Source organism: Arenibacter lacus (assembly GCF_008711145.1).
Lineage (GTDB): Bacteria > Bacteroidota > Bacteroidia > Flavobacteriales > Flavobacteriaceae > Arenibacter > Arenibacter amylolyticus.
Window position 1 is genome coordinate 1 of the sequence record NZ_VVIN01000051.1, and the last position, 18,940, is coordinate 18,940.

16 protein-coding genes are annotated in these 18,940 nt (G+C 35.5%); all 16 read right to left on the reverse strand.

The window, feature by feature from the left end; genetic code table 11:
- Window positions 1-216 precede the first annotated feature (216 nt).
- The 16 genes from purD to wecB all read right to left on the reverse strand — a co-directional run bounded on the left by purD (window position 217) and on the right by wecB (window position 18,914).
- Window positions 217-1,488 (reverse strand): phosphoribosylamine--glycine ligase, encoded by a 1,272-nt coding sequence (gene purD, locus F1E73_RS13180; protein WP_150452154.1) that lies wholly within the window; start codon window positions 1,486-1,488, stop codon window positions 217-219.
- 721 nt (window positions 1,489-2,209) lie between these two features.
- A complete protein-coding gene (locus F1E73_RS13185) occupies window positions 2,210-2,536 on the reverse strand; it encodes a type II toxin-antitoxin system RelE/ParE family toxin (protein WP_150452176.1) in 327 nt (108 codons plus the stop codon).
- A 207-nt stretch (window positions 2,537-2,743) separates the two neighbouring features.
- The gene (locus tag F1E73_RS13190) at window positions 2,744-3,730 is read right to left on the reverse strand and encodes a UDP-glucuronic acid decarboxylase family protein (protein ID WP_150452155.1); all 987 of its coding nucleotides are present in this window, start codon (window positions 3,728-3,730) and stop codon (window positions 2,744-2,746) included.
- 555 nt (window positions 3,731-4,285) lie between these two features.
- Entirely contained in the window at window positions 4,286-5,644 is a 1,359-nt protein-coding gene (locus tag F1E73_RS13195; RefSeq protein WP_150452156.1) for an undecaprenyl-phosphate glucose phosphotransferase, read from the reverse strand.
- A 116-nt stretch (window positions 5,645-5,760) separates the two neighbouring features.
- Window positions 5,761-6,501: a WecB/TagA/CpsF family glycosyltransferase gene (locus F1E73_RS13200; RefSeq protein ID WP_150452157.1), complete on the reverse strand. Its 741-nt coding sequence runs from the start codon at window positions 6,499-6,501 to the stop codon at window positions 5,761-5,763.
- The gene (locus F1E73_RS13205) at window positions 6,479-7,567 is read right to left on the reverse strand and encodes a glycosyltransferase family 4 protein (RefSeq protein ID WP_150452158.1); all 1,089 of its coding nucleotides are present in this window, start codon (window positions 7,565-7,567) and stop codon (window positions 6,479-6,481) included. Before F1E73_RS13205 ends, F1E73_RS13200 begins: the two co-directional genes overlap by 23 nt.
- Window positions 7,557-8,801, reverse strand: a complete 1,245-nt coding sequence (locus F1E73_RS13210; RefSeq protein WP_150452159.1) for an O-antigen ligase family protein — start codon at window positions 8,799-8,801, stop codon at window positions 7,557-7,559. The genes F1E73_RS13205 and F1E73_RS13210 overlap by 11 nt, the downstream gene beginning before the upstream one ends.
- Window positions 8,767-9,606, reverse strand: a complete 840-nt coding sequence (locus F1E73_RS13215; protein ID WP_150452160.1) for a hypothetical protein — start codon at window positions 9,604-9,606, stop codon at window positions 8,767-8,769. The genes F1E73_RS13210 and F1E73_RS13215 overlap by 35 nt, the downstream gene beginning before the upstream one ends.
- A 161-nt stretch (window positions 9,607-9,767) precedes the next feature.
- Window positions 9,768-10,550, reverse strand: coding sequence for a hypothetical protein (locus F1E73_RS13220; protein WP_150452161.1), 783 nt, complete (start codon window positions 10,548-10,550; stop codon window positions 9,768-9,770).
- A gap of 584 nt (window positions 10,551-11,134) precedes the next feature.
- Window positions 11,135-12,421, reverse strand: a complete 1,287-nt coding sequence (locus F1E73_RS13225; protein ID WP_150452162.1) for an MOP flippase family protein — start codon at window positions 12,419-12,421, stop codon at window positions 11,135-11,137.
- Window positions 12,411-13,574 (reverse strand): TDP-N-acetylfucosamine:lipid II N-acetylfucosaminyltransferase, encoded by a 1,164-nt coding sequence (locus F1E73_RS13230; protein ID WP_150452163.1) that lies wholly within the window; start codon window positions 13,572-13,574, stop codon window positions 12,411-12,413. Before F1E73_RS13230 ends, F1E73_RS13225 begins: the two co-directional genes overlap by 11 nt.
- Window positions 13,571-14,701 (reverse strand): dTDP-4-amino-4,6-dideoxygalactose transaminase, encoded by a 1,131-nt coding sequence (gene rffA, locus F1E73_RS13235; RefSeq protein WP_150452164.1) that lies wholly within the window; start codon window positions 14,699-14,701, stop codon window positions 13,571-13,573. The genes F1E73_RS13230 and rffA overlap by 4 nt, the downstream gene beginning before the upstream one ends.
- 3 nt (window positions 14,702-14,704) lie before the next feature.
- On the reverse strand, window positions 14,705-15,397 hold the full coding sequence (locus F1E73_RS13240) for a GNAT family N-acetyltransferase (protein ID WP_150452165.1): 693 nt from the start codon (window positions 15,395-15,397) through the stop codon (window positions 14,705-14,707).
- 2 nt (window positions 15,398-15,399) lie between these two features.
- Window positions 15,400-16,266 (reverse strand): glucose-1-phosphate thymidylyltransferase RfbA, encoded by an 867-nt coding sequence (gene rfbA, locus F1E73_RS13245; protein ID WP_150452166.1) that lies wholly within the window; start codon window positions 16,264-16,266, stop codon window positions 15,400-15,402.
- 202 nt (window positions 16,267-16,468) lie between these two features.
- On the reverse strand, window positions 16,469-17,680 hold the full coding sequence (gene wecC / locus F1E73_RS13250; protein ID WP_150452167.1) for a UDP-N-acetyl-D-mannosamine dehydrogenase: 1,212 nt from the start codon (window positions 17,678-17,680) through the stop codon (window positions 16,469-16,471).
- Between the two features lie 109 nt (window positions 17,681-17,789).
- Window positions 17,790-18,914, reverse strand: coding sequence for a non-hydrolyzing UDP-N-acetylglucosamine 2-epimerase (gene wecB / locus F1E73_RS13255; RefSeq protein WP_150452168.1), 1,125 nt, complete (start codon window positions 18,912-18,914; stop codon window positions 17,790-17,792).
- Window positions 18,915-18,940 lie beyond the last annotated feature (26 nt).

The window sequence follows — 18,940 nt, forward strand, 5'->3', positions numbered from 1 at the left end:
CCCTGATTCGTGAGCAAGTCTATTTTAAGGTCGTTGACAATAGAACCTAATGGATCAGAATTAAGCTGTTTTTGAGCAATAATTAGATGTCTCCTACTGCGACTGGCCACTGATCACCGATTACTGAGGTCGCCCCGCCATTGTTAATTGCTAATTGTTCACTGTAAAACTCCTCTCACTACTCACATCTCAATACTAACTACTAACTACTTAATACTACAAATCAAACCCAAGATCTTTACGGTAGTACATTTTATCGAACTGAAGTTTTTCCATATTCTCATAGGACTTTTTCAGGGCTTCCTTAAAGTCGGACCCATAGGCAGTAACGGCTAGTACCCTTCCGCCATTGGTAAGCACCTTCCCGTCCTTTAATTCGGTACCGGCATGGAATACCACTGCATCGTTCACAGCGTCAAACCCTGTAATCTCTTTGCCTTTGGCATAGGCTTCCGGGTAGCCGCCAGATACGGCCATCACCGTGGTAGCTGCTCGCTCGTCTATTTCCAAGTCGATACGGTCTAAGGTTCCCTCAGCAACGGCCTGAAATACTTCCACCAGGTCGTTCTTAACTCTTGGGATTACCACTTCCGTCTCCGGATCGCCCATTCTAACATTGTATTCAATCACCTTAGGATCGTCCCCAACCTTAATCAATCCGATAAACACAAATCCCTTGTAGGGTAAATTATCCTTTTTAAAGCCTTCTACGGTAGGTTTAACGATTCGCTCTAGCACTTTACTCATGAAGTCGTTATCTGCAAAGGGAACGGGGGAAATGGCCCCCATGCCGCCTGTATTCAATCCAGTGTCGCCTTCCCCGATCCTTTTATAGTCTTTTGCCGTGGGCAGAACCTTAAAGTTGTTTCCGTCAGTAAGAACAAAACAGCTAAGCTCAATTCCGTCTAAAAATTCTTCAATAACCACGGTGGTACTGGCATTGCCAAACTTGGCATCCACCAGCATAGTTTTTAGCTCGTCCTTGGCCTCTTGAAGTTCGTTCAATATCAACACCCCTTTCCCTGCTGCCAAGCCATCGGCCTTCAATACATAAGGAGGCGTAAGGGTTTCCAAAAAGGCATATCCTTTTTCCAAGGTATCGGCGGTAAAACTTTCATAGGCTGCGGTAGGAATCTGGTGACGCATCATAAACTCCTTGGCAAATTGCTTGCTCCCTTCCAGGGTAGCGGCCTCTTTTTGCGGTCCGATTACCGGAATATCTTTTAAGTCTTCATCAGCTAGGAAAAAATCGTGCACCCCTTTTACCAACGGATCTTCGGGTCCTACGATTACCATATCGATTTTCTCTGCAAGCACGGATTCCTTGATTGCCGCAAAATCACTTACACCAATCGGTATATTAGTGGCTATGGCAGCGGTCCCTGCATTTCCGGGTGCTACAAAAAGTTGATTGAGTTTTGGACTTTGCTTTAATTTCCAGGCCAAGGTATGTTCACGGCCCCCAGCACCGAGGATAAGGATATTCATGTTTCAAAAATTTCTCCAAAAATACGGTTTGCAATGGAAATTGCACCTACTTGGAGGGAAAAATTGAATTAGACCCTTGTTGTGTTCGGTTATGGAGTTATGATGTTATGGAGTTACGCGGTTATGAAGTGTGGAGCTTGGAGTCACATTGGAGTATTTCGGTTCGTTTTGTGCCATTCTAGGCAGAGTACTCGATTTAGAGATAGCAACTGCGAACTACTTACCAATCACTAACCGCAGCCTACTCTTATTACACTTTTATTGTTATGAGGTTATCTTGTTAAGAAGTTATGGGGATATAGGTGTTAGAAGCGATGTATGGCGTTTTAAAAGCGATCCAAGTTCATGTTCCTTAGTTAAGCTTTATACATAGAGGCACTTTCCAATTTAATTAGGATTTCCGCTCCGCTTAACGAATATCAGCCAAATTCAATCCCCTGATTCGTGGATATACTGGAGCATATTGACCCCTCAAAATAAATATCGTAGCAATGGATTGGATTTGGCTACTGGCTTATCCTGTTATCAAGTTAAAAAGTTAAACGAGTTCGATAGGCGAAAGGATTGGTCAATTTCTAGGATCAAGTCTTCTCAAATTTAATTTTCTCCATTAAATCTTTGAAATATTCCGGGCTCTAAATGTTTAAAATCCATATTGCAAATATCGTATATGATAATCGGATAATTTCCGATTAACTAGTGTAAATGTAGCAATTGAATGTTAGAAAACAAACACATAATCGGATTTATTCGTATTATATAGGCTCAATACAAAAAGTTGTGGAGGAAAAATTCTCGTTATCTCAACAAAATTCTCATTCACAGTCCTGTAAAATATTACGTGTCTATTTACTTTCATGCCTAGCAGTTGCTTTGAAATTCCTTCGTAGATTTTTCCTAAATTCGGGTTTTTCGCAATTTCTTGACAGTTGGAGATTAGTTCATCGTAATATTTGTCGGCTTGATTTTCCGACCAAACTTTAAATGTATAATCCCAAACCTTTGATAGATCCTCGACTGCTTGGTTCGTCAGTTGATATTCAGCTATTTGTTTATTTCAAATGAAGAGTGTACCACTATTTCATATCAAAAATTCACCATTTCAAGGTAGCTGACAATTGAACTTACTTGATCAGAATTATACGGTTTTTATGTATATGACTTGATAAACATTAACTATTTACCGCCAACGACTGGCCACTGCAACTGCGAACTGTTTACTGATTACCGATTACTGTACACTGCACACTGAACCTCACTTCCTATTGCGATCGGAGAAATCGCGGTGTTCCGTTTTTCTGAGTTCTTCGTCGGTGAGGGTTTTAAAATAGTCCCAGGTTTTTTTCATGCCTTCTTCCCTACTGACTTTGGGTTCCCATCCCAAAATTTCTTTGGCTTTGGAGATATCGGGTTGACGCTGCATAGGGTCGTCCTGAGGGAGGGGTTTATAGATTATCTTTTGGTCGGTTCCCGTTAGTTTAATGATCTCCTCGGCAAATTCCTTGATGGTAATTTCGTGCGGATTCCCAATATTCACCGGACCGGTATAATCGCTCATCAACAGCCTATAGATCCCTTCAATCTCATCATCCACAAAGCAGAAAGAGCGGGTTTGCGATCCATCCCCAAAAACGGTGAGGTCTTCCCCCCGTAAAGCCTGACCCATAAAAGCGGGGATTACCCGTCCGTCGTTCAGACGCATTCTAGGGCCATAGGTATTAAAGATTCGCACTATCCGTGTCTCAACCCCGTGAAACCGGTGATAGGCCATGGTAATGGATTCTTGGAAGCGTTTGGCCTCGTCATAAACACCTCGGGGACCAATAGTATTCACATTCCCGTAATATTCTTCCGTTTGCGGGTGCACCAAGGGATCACCGTAAATCTCGGAAGTGGAAGCGATAAGTATTCGTGCATTCTTCTCCTTGGCCAGGCCCAATAGGTTGTGGGTTCCTAAGGCACCTACTTTAAGGGTCTGAATGGGAATTTTTAGATAATCGATGGGACTGGCGGGAGAGGCAAAATGCATGATATAATCCAATTTCCCTGGGACATGTACAAATTTGGTAACATCGTGGTGTTGAAACTCAAACTGCTCCAACTTAAAGAGATGTTCAATATTCTTAAGATCACCGGTAATTAGGTTATCCATGGCAATCACATAGAAGCCTTCTTTAATCAATCTATCGCAAAGGTGAGATCCCAAAAAACCTGCAGCACCCGTAACCAGAACTTTTTTCATCTATTGCTATTTATTTGTCAGATGTAATTATTCACCTGTCTATTAATTGTTTTTTATAGGAGTTCATGAAACTTCGATTCCGCCAATAATTGTTTAGGTTGGCTCATTCCATCATTTAATATTTTTGAGAGGATAGTACCATCCAAAATTAAACGGATTTTTCAGTTTAGGAAATATTTATGGTTTAATAACCAATATTGAGGGGTGAAGGGTGATGAGGTTTGGGTGAGGTATTAGTGCGAAAGCAACTGAAATTAGAATTATATTGAAAAGTATTGGGGTTGCAGGTTTAAGGGAACAATTGATCAATTTGATAATTTGGAAATGAGCCAATTTGGAAATGTAGCCTTAATCTAAATTTACTTCTAACATTTGGCTTCTAGATATTGCCAACTGGCTACTGTTATCTTTTCTTAATTTTAAATGTAACAATTTGGAAATTTGACTATTCTCTTCTCTTACTTCTTTATTTGAACATACTGGAGCATGCTGACCTTCAAAAAAAAAAATCGTAGCAATGGATTAAAATTGGCTAATGTCTTTATTCTTTTCTCTTTAATATGCTTTCTCCTCTCCCGACACCGCATTGATAACAGTTTGCAGAATAATCTTAATATCCAAAAATAGGGACCAGTTCTCTATATAAAAAATATCGAATCGGGTTCTATTCAAAATATCGTTATCCGTTTCAATTTCCCCCCTATAACCCTTTACCTGTGCCAATCCGGTAATCCCAGGCTTTACAAAATGCCGCAGCATATACTTATCTACCCTAGTGGCAAAATCATTGGTATGCTTTACCATGTGTGGCCTGGGGCCTACCACAGACATGTTTCCAAAGAGCACGTTGTAGAATTGTGGGAGTTCATCAATGCTGGTCTTTCTTAAGAATCTACCCACCTTGGTGATCCGCATATCGTTTTTTGAAGCCATTTGGCTGTCCGCATTCTCATTGGGTGCCATGGACCGGAATTTATAGCAATAGAAGTCCTTATTGTCTATACCAGAGCGTTTTTGTCTAAAGTATATGGGGCCTTTACTCTCTAATCGTATTATCAGGGCGATTAACGGCGCCAACCAAGAAAGGATGAAGACAATCACGAACAACGAGAAAACAATGTCGAAAGCTCTTTTAAGGGCCGAATTCAACGGATTGTGAAGCGGGATATCGCGCAGCGATAGAATGGGAATATAATCGTAATACTCAAAGGTGAGTTTCTTGGAGAATATATTCTTATTGTCTGGAATAAACTTGAGAGTTTTCAGGTTATTGTCAGCAAAGTTGATGAATTTCGTTAACTGGCTATTTTTAAGCTCGGAGACAGAGCAATAGATCTCATCCACATTATTTTCTACGATATAGACAAAAGTATCGTGGATATTAAAGCTGGTTTCCGAAGGAGAAAATTGCTTCATAAAATGGTACCCAAATTCCCTGCGCTCCTTGAACACATCGATGAGTTGATCCGTCTTTTTATTTTTCCCGATTACCACTACGTTTCGCATATTCCCTTTCACCTTTTCACGGTATTTCATTAAAAGGACGTAGTTCAAGAACTTAATACTAAAAATGGCAATGGCTGTAAAAATAAAGTATTCTCCTAATGCCAAACGGCTCATATTGGGTTGCTTAAAAAAGCCAATAAAAGCGTATAAGATTAAAAAGAAGAAGACAAACTGGTTAAACAGTAGCTTTAGAATATTGGTGACTTTGGTGTACCTGTAAACCCCATAAAAATTGTTTTTCACCGATAAAATTATCCACGCTAGGGTAAGGTAGGAGTGGAAAAGTATGGGATATTGAAAATTAATGGGCAAAAAATACGCAAAAAGGTTGATCACCAATAAATCTACTATATAAGATATGGGGGTAATGAGGCCGGAATAACGGTATCTTTTGAATAAAAATGGCATTCTGCCCTTAAGTTTAATGGTCAACAGGCCACAAAGATAGATTTTAAAATTAATTAACTTAATGGTTTCTAATAATTACTAGTATACCAATTTAATAGAACCTTGTATAGTATTATTTATGGCTTACTAACTGCTTCCCTGATGACCAAATATATAAACTTGCTATTACCTACTAAATAGCGTTTCCACATGCGTTTTGGCTCTTGTGCAAACCTATAAAACCATTCCAGCCCTACCCTTTGCATCCATACGGGAGCTCGTTTTACTTTGCCTGCTACCACATCAAAACTCCCGCCTACTCCCATAACAAAATTCACCTTTTGCAGCAAGGCTTTATTTTCATAAAGAAAATTTTCTTTGGTAGGAGAACTTATAGCTACAAATAAAATGTGGGCCCCACTTTCGCTAATTTCTTTTGCTATGACTTGTTCCTCCTCCTTACTAAAATACCCATTCCTATAACCAGCAATGATATTTGGTGAATATTGATCCGAATAAATATCTACTACTTTTTTCACTACTTCTTCCTGAGCTCCAAAGAAAAACACCTTATAATTTTTATCATGTGCCAATTCAACAAGACTGGTCATAAGGTCTATGCCTGCTACACGCTCTTTTAGGGGCTTTCCTAAGACTTTTGAAGCCCATACCACTGCTTGGCCGTCAGCATTGATTAAATCACTCTCATTAACGCTTTGACGAAGCTGAAGATCCTTTTGCATTGCTACAATCTTCCCAGCATTAACCACTACATGGTGCAATTGTTTTCCTTCCGAAATAGTGTTGCCTACAATCTGCAAAGTTTCTTGCATAGTAAGGTTGTGAATAGAAGTGTTAAGAATGTTGATTTTGTTCATTATTATTATATTGATGTAAAAAATCAATCAGTGCAGTTTTAACTTTAACACTATCGTATATACTTGCTGTATTCTCACAGTTGAAGGCCATTTCTATCTTTTTCTGTTGTGGTAATTCATAGTAGATTCGTATTTTTTCTACAAGGTCATTCACGTTTTGTTTCTCAAACAACAAACCGTTTTTTAACTCTTTGATATATTCTTTCGGGCCATCAGTATTACTCGCTATTACAGGTATTCCGCAAGCCATAGCCTCGAGACCTACCAACCCCAAGCTTTCTCTAAAAGTTGGGAAAACAAAAACGTTCATGTTATTATAAATCCTCGCTAATTGACTTTGGGTTTGGTTGGTAAACAATTGGACATCTAATTTCAAAGAATCTATCATTCTATCAATTTTAAATTTATCCGGACCGTCCCCAACCATTATCACCTCCAGATTACTTATGAATCCCTTTTCTTTAATGATTTTTATTGCACTTAAAAATACCTTCCACCCTTTTTCAGTTTTAAAGTTGGAAACAAAACCCACCGTAAACCTATCATTATTCATCTTTTTCCGTGGAGTGAATATTTCCCTGTTTATTCCTCCTGAAGGATATAGTATAACTTTAGAATCTGATATATCAAAATCATTGACAAATTTTTCTTTATAATATTTTGAAGGTACTACAAGGTGCGATTTATGCAATAGAGGCACCATAAAATAGGAAAGAAATTTAGTGAAGAAGGAATTAAAGACTAGGTCACTCCCATGAAAATTAAGAACTATATTTTTATGTTTTAAAAATAGTACTGTTAATGCTGGTGCCACATGCAAAGGAAAATGAACATATACAATATCAGTCCTTTTAACGGAGAAAAGTAAAGCTAAAATTTTAAGATATAGAATAAAATAGCCTACGGCTTTCTTTAGGACGCTATCCTTTTTTGTTAAAACGATTTTTCTGATTAAAAAGTCATCTCGAAGCGCATTCTCGAAATTTTTAACAAAAATTCCGTATCTAACATTATTTTGGGAAGGATACATGTTTGAGATTAGAAATATCTTAGTTTTACCTGGCATTTTGCGTTTTGGAATTATAGTATAGCAATAAAAATGAGTAGAAAAAGGAAAAAATAAGCACTCCTTGACTCCTTCCAAAAAAGCTTTCACTTATTGAAAATAAAAGAATGATAATAAAGAAACTTAACGCTTCCTTGTTTAATTTTGTTTGGTATGCAAACAAGCCTAAAATAAACAAATATACAATTAAACCAAACAGTCCATTAGACACCAAGAATTCTAAATATTGATTATGCGCATTATAGTTGTTTTCAAAAGCTAATTGAAAGTTTCCATTTTCATAGGCTTTCCGATATAAAAGACGGGCATCGCCAGACCCTACACCTAAAGCCCAACGATCCTCCTGATTAAAAACTTTAAGAATTTCCTTCCAACGATGATAGCGTTCCACTTTTATTTCACCATTCCTATCAATTATTTTAGTGAACTTGGAGCCTAAATAATTGAATTTGACTGAAAATAAAATTATTACGAACAAAAACATCATCATTAATAGCACCCCTTTGAATCGAAGTTTATTGATGCTGTGAATGAGCAGAATCGAAACTAAAGAAATGATGGCAATTCTCGAACTTGTTTCAATTAGAAAAAGAAAAAACGGAAACAGTAAAAACAGAAAATGGATTTTATTTCTCCTTAAACTTTTAAAGTTCTCGTTAACAATTACTGTAACCAGAAAAAGAACAATCAGTTGAGCAAAATAGCTAGGGTGTCCATTTAAGGGTTCAACCAAATTCCAATCCGTATAAATCCATTCAAAGAAATACTTAGCCTGTTCCAAGGGCTTTTCCTTAGATAAGATGGATAAAAGTATATGATACCAGCAAATTAGCATTCCCAAGAATAGACCTATCCCCAAGGAAGTGAATATTTTGAAGAGATTAAAATCCTCTTTGTGACGTGTCAAAACAAAAAGAGGGACGAGAACCAAGGGCAAGGTTCTACCAATATCTTTTAATACCCTACTAAGGTCTTGAGATAAAAAGACTCCAAGAATGTATAGCCCCCAAAGGAGTGCTACTGCCCACAATGTCCATTTATTATTACGTAAAGCAATATTCCAATCCTTGTTTTTATAGGAAAGAAGGATGGACCCGGTTATAAAACCCCATAAAGCAATAGTATTGACCTTAAGTAACAGGGGCAATGTACCTACAAACAGATAGGTACTAAATTCGAAGAATACGGTTTGCCAAGATTTATTGAGCAAGTAATTTTTGATACCTTTTATCATAAGTATTGTTCATAGAAACTTGATAAAGCATATCTAAATACACCCTATAATTCTCTATTTGGATCGATTGAATTTTATTGTGTATACCATCTAAGTCATCAAATGACGCAAAAAGGTCATAATCGGCAGGTAATAGTTTGGTTATAGGTGTGTGGCGTTCACTAAAGAATGGAATTTGTAAACTAATAAAATCTAACACCTTAATTGGAATCGTAATATCATCATAGTTATTTCTTGGCCTGGTGTGCAATGCAAAGGCTATATTTTTCTGATGAATAAAGCTAATGATATCCTTCCGATGGAGTTTAGTATAATAGATAGACGTTGTTGACAGTAAGGAATCTAGACCTTTATCTCCCGAGAGCACATAAAAATTATACTTGGAACTATACACTTCAGCAAACTTGATAAATTTATTAAAACCTGAATTCTGATATTGAGTACTTCCTAGATACATAATCCCTATTTTACGTGAGAAATCGGGCAAAGCTCTTTTTTCTGGTTCCATTAGAGCACCTGGGGGTAAATCTGTATAGTTTCTTTTAGGGTAAAATCTATTTTTCTTAAAAAAAACCATTCCCATTTCTTGGGTAGGAAATGCTATTGAGGATGAAACATAGATTAAAAAAAAGTTGCTTAATTTATTGAAAACCAGTGTTATTTTCCCTCGTAATGACATATATTCCTCGGGAAAAAGTTCAATATAGGCATCCCTAATGAAAACAATGATTTGTTTGGAATATAATCTTAAAAAAATTAAACAAATGACATCAATAATACTAATCCTATTGGTCGCAGACTCCACATAGACCAAATTTATTTTCCTAGGCATTAAACTGCTAGATAGCTTGTTTCCTTTTTCGATAACCCTGCCTCCTTGTTTCTTGAAAACCTCCTTAAACAAAGTCACTCTTGTTCTGGGACCCCCAGAAACTTTCTTTATATTGGGAACTACGTATAGGATATTCATAGACTATAGGCTTTATAATCTTCCAAAATACGGTCTCTGTAAAAAATAAAAAACGGTATTAGCAAAAAGAAGAAATAATTGAAGTAATGTATGGACAAAATGTTTGTTATGAATACAAGAGCAACAAAACCCAATTTAGTCTTTGCACTATTTATCCGTAGCAATAAATACAAATGAGATAAAATGAAAAGCAGCAATAACGACCACCCACCCCGATGGTACAGATAATAAAAACCATTATCTATCTCTTGAAAATTAAAGGTTCCACTTAAACTTGGGGCGATTTTATTTTCCCTGTAAATAGTGGTGGAAGCCCCAAAGCCCTTCCCAATTATCTTATTAAAAGTAGTGAAGTTTTCACTAAGGATGGCTTTATTAAAATCTTCAAGTCTAGTCCTTAAACTACCATATTCCCAAGGCTTATATATGTACTTCATTTTTGCGGACACCAATTCTGGCACAAACGGAGAATTTAAGTACCAAATGCCACCCAATAAAACCAAGACAAGGCCAATTACATATACGGGTTTTAATAATTTCTCAAATTTAATTACCAATAATAAAATCAATATTGTAAACACAGCCAAATTCATGAAATTTGTCGTTAAGGCGATGCTAATAAGCCCCATTATGGCCGCTATCACCAATCTTTTATCAAAAGGCTTTGCTGCTAAGAGATAATAAAACAGAATAAGATTAATAGCAATTATGGATGGTCCATGTATACGACCGCCAACTCCGATGGTGCTTTCATGCCATAAGTTAGGCAGAATGTTCATATATAATAAGATATAGATACTGAATACCAAGGCATTAATTGAAAACAGAATCTTTAACAAATTAAACTTCAAGTTGAGTAGTAGTAAGAAAAACAGGAATGAAAACAACTGAAATTTAATATCTATAAGTGGATTTTGATGAAAATTCAACAATCCCCATACAAGATAGAAGCTATAAATTAACACAGCACACAAATAGTATTTTGGTAATATTATTGTTCTTTTTTTGAATAAAAATACACCTGTAATGAGAACAAGGAATAGTCCAAATACCAAACCGTTATAGGCTCTGGTCCCTTGAAGGAGGAAGAGTATTATTAATAGAATGTTGAAAAATTTGTACACTGCAATTGCTAGTTAGACTTTATATTTCTTTAGTAACATAACCTAATTCAAATAGCTTGTTTATTTTTCCATTGTTGGGTGTTCAACGGAGTTTTCTAAAGTAACCTAAGTTAAGTGGTGAGGCACTATTTGCCTCTCTATTATATGAATTTACAACCCGAAAATTCCCTATTCTTTATTTACTTTTTTTCCTGAAATATTTAAAATTATAAAAATGAGTTTAACAATAATACAATACCCTATTTTTTCAAATCATCAAATTTCCATTTGGGAATTAATGCCATTAGATATTCTTTAAATGTCGCCCCTAACAATTTGTTTACCAGGAATAACCAACTCGGAAACAGCATAATACACATCGCGATGGTCAAGGAAATTGCAACGCCTTCCAACGAAAATTGAGCTCCAATTACAACACTAATTGGCATTACGATTAAGGTAATTAAATTCCAATAAAATTCTAAATCTGTTCTTCCAGTGGCAATAACCAAACTACCAATTGGATTTCCAATAGCTCTAAACAGCATGTAGAACGAAAGAATTCGCACTAAGGTTATAATTCCAACAAAATTAGGTCCGTATAGTATTGAAATGATCCAAGGGGTAAATACAATAACAGACAAATATATTGGAATATTCACGGAAATAATAAGATTAAGAAGTTTGAAATAATTCTTTTTTAGAATCAAAACATTGGATTGAAATTTAGCTAATATTGGGCTCGCAACTCTTGTAAAAATGGGGTTCAGCACCTGTGCTGGACGGAACACAAGCTGTTTGGCTAAGCTATAAGCACCTAATAATTCTGAACCAAAGAATTTGCCGATAATCAGAACATCCAGGTCTCTATTAAAATAATTGACAACCTGACCCCCTACTTGATATAAGCCAATCTTTAAAAATGGTTTGGTTTCCATGTAATTAAAATGGAGTAAAAGTCTTTGAAAATAATTGCCTAATATGAAATATACTACATTTGCTATGGCATATTGAGTTAACGCAGAATATACTAAGGCATAAACCCCAAACCCTCTCATAGCCATTATAATTGCCAAAATTAAGGCGACAATTACCGAGATAATTTCGATTATCGCTATTTTTTTAAATTCTAGATGTTTTTGTAGAATTGTTTTATACTGGCGACCAGAGGCAGAAAAAATAATGGCTAGCCCTGTGATTGGAATAAGGTTGTCCAATTCAGGCTCATTATAAAAATGGGCAATATAAGGACTTAAGAATACGATTAATAAAAATAAAAAGAAACTAAATACGACATTTAGCCAATACAAACTGGCATATTCTTTTCTATTAATATTTTGTTTATGTAGTATTGCTGAGGTTAAGCCTATATCCATAAATAAATCCATAAACCCAAGAACAAAAGTTACTAAGGCCATTAAGCCAAAGTCTGAGGCATCTAAAAATCGAGCTAATACGGATATCTTAAGCAATGCACTTACGGCAAGGATAATGGTTGACAAGGTGGTCCACTTAACACCTGAGAAAGCCTTTTTATTAATGTTCACCTACAATCAATTTTAAACTATGCTCTAATTGAGTTTTAACATTTGAAAATCCAATTTCTCTTAATAAGATTTCTCTGTTTTGATTAATCTCGCTGTCAGACAATCCTTCCAATGCTAAGGGATTTTCTAATTTTAAATCCACATCAATAGAAAAAACTTCAACGCCAATCCTTCTAAGATAATGATAAAAGGTGTTCCGTTCGTCCAAATACACCTTTGCACCCATCCAGAGCATGGCAATTATATTTCCTACAGCTTGTTGCCTATAGTGATTCATTATAACTATATTACAACTACTTAATAGAAGAGTGTATTTTTCTAAAGGCATAAAATCGAAAAGCGATTGGAAGTTTTCTCCAAAAAGGGAATGCCCAATTTCATTGATAGTTTCCCCGTATCTTTTATCACCATAACTTAAGGGGACAAATAATTTTTTATCATTAAGATTAAAGGATTTTAAAATATTAAATGCTTCGAGATGATTATTTGATGATGATGCTGAATTACCTAGTAAAATATTGTTTCCATTAATCTTAGTCGACTCAATTCCTTTAAATATATATTCTAATGGGTAGTAAGTCATACAAATGTGAGATACTATTGGAGATAAATATCCAAGCTGTTTAAAATACTCCAATTCTTCTCTATGGAGTATTCCAAATTGTTTTATTTTTTTCGCAGCTCTTATTATTTCTTTCTCAGGAATTCTAGTTTTATACCTTATAAAATAATATGGAATTCTTATAAGGGACTTTAAATGGTCTTTCCAACTTTTTAGGTGAAATTTTTGAAATGTAACTTCCCCAATCACTTTATTTCCTAGAGCACTTGTGTTGTCATATATTTCCCCTCCCCAAAAAAACCAAATAAACTTATTGATGTTCCCTACATTTAAAACGATTTGACTTTGAAAATAATTTAAACCATGAATAATAATAATATCATAATGAGTTGATTCTTTGATACAGTACCTAACATTTTTTTTTAACATGGTAACTGTACTGAAATTATCATTAATACTTACATATCTTGTAGTTTCAACGTTCTTTTCTAATAATATTAGAAACTTATTTTGATTTGGAAATAATTTATTAAACTGAAAGTAGATATTGTTTATAAACTTTTCATCTGGTGCTATATGTAAAATTTTCATTTAAAAAATTGAATTATACTTTTAGCAATGTATTGGACCTGAGACTCCTCTAAATTATAAAATAGAGGAAGACGAATTAAACAATCCGTGTATCTATCAGCTTGGGGTAGATGTGTAATTTTTCCTTTTAAAGTAGTTGTATAATATGAGCTTTTATGAAGTGATAAATAATGAAAAACAGCATGAACTCCATTCATCTTCAAATGGTTTAATAATGCATCTCTTTCTGATATATTATTTGTTATTATGTAAAACATATGTGCATTATTCGTAGAAAAGTCAGGAAATGATGGAAGCATTATTTTTTTATTTTCCTGTAATGGAAATAACATTTTGTAATAAGTTTCCCATAATAATAATCGCTTTTGTTGAATGTCTTGTATATGCTCTAATTGAGCAAATAAAAAGGCAGCTATTAGTTCGGAAGGTAAAAAGGATGATCCTGTGTCTACCCAACCATATTTATCTACTTCTCCTTTAAAAAAAGCAGAACGATTTGTGCCTTTTTCCCAAATGATTTCAGATCTATCTATAAAACGTTCATCATTTATGGCCAATAGGCCACCCTCACCTGAAATTATGTTTTTGGTTTCATGAAAAGAGAATGTTCCAAAATGTCCAATGCTACCCAATGCTTTACCCTTATAAAACGAGTCTACAGCTTGTGCTGCATCTTCAACAACAAAGATTTTATGCTTTTTGGCTATGGCCATAATAGTATCCATATTACAGGCCACCCCCGCATAATGTACTACAACAATGCCTTTGGTTTTTGGTGTTATTAGAGACTCTATAGCTTCTTCGTCTATACCTGGATGATCTGATCTACTATCTGCGAAAATTATTTTAGCGCCTTGTCTTGTAAATGCTAAAGCAGATGTTACAAATGTATATGAAGGAACGATGACCTCATCACCTGACTTAATATCCATCAACATAGCAGCCATTTCTAAAGCGTCTGTACAGGATGTGGTTAATAATGCCTTTTTAATCCCGTAGGTTTCTTCAAAAAATGTCTGACATTTATTTGTGAAAGTACCGTTTCCAGAAATCTTACCTGATTTTACTGCCTCCTCAATGTATTTGGTCTCTTTTCCGACTAAAAATGGTTTGTTAAATGGTATCATAAATTATAAATGCCAGTAATGATAAATAAATTGCGTTTCATTTAAAATAAAACCGCATTTTTTATACAGGTTTACAGCTGGTAAATTATCCTTTTGGGTTATGACTTGAATGTTTTTAAAGTTTTCACATTTTGCCTTTAAGATAGTATGATTAATTAATTTATTTCCTATTTTTTTCCCTCTTTCATTGATGTCTACTGCAACTAGTCCGATATTACCTAGTGAATCTGATAATTTCTCTAAGGTGGAAAACCCTAGTATTTTATTATTTTCCTTATAAATTAAAGTTTTTAAAGCTTTATGATTAAATACAGAATTATATATCCATTGTTTATATAGTGACTCAAAATCATTTTTATTAAAATTTGGGTCTACTCTAAATCTTGAATATTCTCCACTAACGATTGCCAGCTTTTCTATTGTTTCAAAACAGTCTATGCTCTTGTCGAATGTTTTTAGATTGCTGTCTTTTTTTACGTGGGGAATATTTTCTAACTTTTTTGAGAAAGTTAACTTAGTGTCGACAAGTTTTATATCCTTAAATTTAATAATTTCATTGGTTACTATATAAACTAACTTATATGAATTTGCCTCTTCCTTAAATTTTAGAACATCAAAACATCTACAATCTTCAATAATACATTTTCCAATTTCAAAACCAAAAAAATTGCTATCCCATTCAAGTTTTGTAATCATTATTAAATACTTTTAAGATATTTTCCATAACCACTTTTCGTGTGCCCCTTGGCAAGTTTAACAAGCTCTTTCTTTGAGATATAGCCCATTCTAAAAGCTATTTCTTCCAAACAAGCTATCTTTAATCCCGTACGTTTTTCTACGGCTTTTACAAACTCGGTTGCCTCGGTCAAAGCCTCATGAGTTCCCGTATCTAACCAGGCAAAACCACGACTCATTATTTGCATTTTTAGATTCGTTTGGTCAAGGAACGTTTGGTTTACCGATGTTATTTCTAGTTCACCCCTTTGAGAAGGATTTACCTTTTTCGCAATGTTTACAACGGAGTTGGGGTAATAGTAAAGACCCACTACAGCAAAATTCGATTTAGGATTTATCGGCTTTTCTTCAATACTTAGCACGTTGCCATTTTTGTCAAAATCTGCAACTCCATAACGGTCTGGGTCCTCTACATAATAACCAAAAACAACAGCCTTTTTTTCGTATTCAACCGTTTTTACGGCATCTGATAATAATTTTTGAAGACCTGCTCCATAAAAAATATTATCTCCTAAGACTAGACATACATCGTCATTGCCAATAAACTTTTCCCCTATAACAAATGCTTGTGCCAATCCATCGGGTGAAGGTTGCTCTTCATAACATATATTTAAACCTAAATGGGAACCATTTCCGAACAAACGTCTAAAATTTGGCAAGTCCGTTGGGGTAGAAATGATTAAAATTTCACGAATTCCAGACAACATCAAGACCGATAATGGATAATAGATCATAGGCTTATCATACACCGGTAACAACTGCTTAGACACTACTTGTGTCAATGGATGTAATCTTGTGCCAGAACCGCCTGCCAAAATTATACCTTTCATAACGTTATTTCCATTTAATTAAATTCTAAATATATTAATTCCCCTGCATCCATGAGTTCACCCCATCGATCAATATTGAACACTTCACCACTATTTAAAAGGCCCGTGTCGATTTTATTTCTTTTGATAATTATTTTCGTAGATATATTTTTTTGTTATTAAAAAGGTCGATTTACATTGCGCTAGCAATTTGTTTAAAAGATCAATTTAATACCCCACAAAAATCCAACACGACTTTTTCTTCGGACAATTCCAAAGATTTAAACTCTTTATGGGCTACCAAAAACACAATAATATCCGCTTTTTTAGCAGCTTCCTTGTAATTGGTTAATTTAAACACCTTATGATCGTCTATATTAGGCTCCACAATATAATATCCCTCGTTATTAGCATTTTGCAATACTTTTTGCGCAATGTATTTGGCAGGTGACTCCCGTAAATCGTCAATATTGGGTTTAAAAGCCAATCCCATAATAGCAATACTAGGTTTGCGTCCGTGTTGTAATTCAAATTGCAACTTGGCTGTTTGCACCTTTTCGGCACACCAAAAGGATTTGTAATTATTTATTTCCCTAGCTTTTCCAATAATTTGAGACTCCATTGGGTAGTCTGAAACTATGAAGTATGGATCAACCGCGATGCAATGCCCTCCTACGCCACAACTAGGTTGCAAAATGTTAACCCTTGGATGTTTGTTGGCGAGTTTAATTAATTCCCAGACATTAATATCTGCCTTGTCACAAATGAGGGATAGCTCGTTAGCAAACGCGATTTGAACATCTCTAGACGAGTTCTCAACTAACTTGCACATCTCCGCAGTACGGGCATTCGTTTTATGTAGGTTTCCTTTTATAAACTGTTTGTAGAAAGCTGTTGCTTTTTCTGTAGCAACTTCATTAACTCCACCTATAACCCTATCATTGTTAACTAATTCGTACATTACATTGCCCGGTAATACCCTTTCCGGACAATAGGCAATATGAATAAGGCCATCCAGTTCAGGGCGTTCATTGTAGATTAAGGCCATCATCTTCTCTGTAGTCCCTACTGGGGAGGTAGACTCAATAATATAAAGATCTCCAGCCTTTAATAAAGGTAATACGGCTTTGGTCGCTGCTTCAACAAAAGAAGTGTCCGGCTCGTTTTTTCCCTTAAAAGGCGTTGGTACTACAATAAGGTAGGTGTTTGCTTCTACAGGTGTAGTAGCTGCTTTTAAATAACCTTCTTTAACAGCTTTGGCCACTGCTGTATCCAATTCGGGCTCCACGATATGAATCTTCCCGGCGTTTATAGTTGCTACTACGTGTGGATTAATATCTACACCGTGTACGTGAGTTTTGTTTTGTGCTATCAAAGCGGCTGTTGGTAGGCCTATATAGCCCAAACCAATCATTACTACTTCTGGTTTGTTCATTTTTAATTTGTGTCGTTTTAGTACAGAGAATTTATCTTCTTAGACACTCCTCAATCTTTAATTGAAACTTATCTAATATAAGAGTCTTATATATTATTCGTTATTGGCTTTAGTTTAAAATATGGTCTACTATCCTAGCACAGGCCTTACCGTCTCCGTAAGGGTTGTGTAGCTTCCCCATTTCCTCATATGCCTCAGTGTTGTTTAAGAGATTGGTAGCTTCAGTAACAATTTTCTCCTTATTAGTGCCTACCAAGAGTACAGTACCGGCCTCAACGGCTTCTGGACGCTCTGTAGTGTCTCTCATAACCAATACCGGTTTTCCTAAACTGGGTGCTTCCTCCTGTACTCCGCCACTATCCGTAATGATTAAATATGCTTTTTCCATCAACCAAACAAAGGCAGGATAAGAGAGTGGTGCTATGAGTGAGATATTATCGATATTTGCTAACAATTCATACACCGGCTTTTGTACATTTGGGTTTAGATGGACTGGGTATACAATTTGAGTATCTGGATTTTCTAAGGCAATTTGTTTCAAGGCCTCGCAAATATTAATAAACCCTTGGCCGTGGTTTTCCCTTCTATGTCCCGTAACCAAAATTAATCGTTTTCTTGTATCTAAAAACGTTAATAAATTATCTACTTGGGGATCTGTAAAATTGCTGTTATTTACTTTTTCTACACTAAACAAGAGGGCATCAATTACTGTATTCCCGGTAATTACAATGTTTTCTTCCTTTTTGTTTTCTCGCAATAAATTATCCCTAGAGGTGGTGGTGGGTGCAAAATGTAAATTGCTCACTACTCCAGTTACATTTCTATTCATCTCTTCCGGAAATGGCGATTGCATATTAAAGGTTCTTAAACCAGCCTCTATATGACATACCTGGGCTCCGGCATAGAATGCAGCCAAACTAGCTGCCATGGTAGTGGTGGTATCACCGTGTACATACACATAATCGGGTTGAAACTCTTCCAAAACCGGTTGTAAATTGGTAATAATATCAGCGGTAAGTGAATACAAATTTTGATTTGGCTTCATCAAGTTCAAATCAAAATCGGGTGTAATCTCAAAAAACTCCAAAACCTGATCAAGCATTTCTCGGTGCTGGGCAGTAATACATACTTTGGTTTCACACTTATCAGAATATTTCTGAAACTCTTTTACCAAAGGGGCCATCTTTATAGCCTCTGGTCGGGTACCAAATATTATTAGATTTTTAATTTTCATTTTTAAGGTTGTAATACTGTTTATTT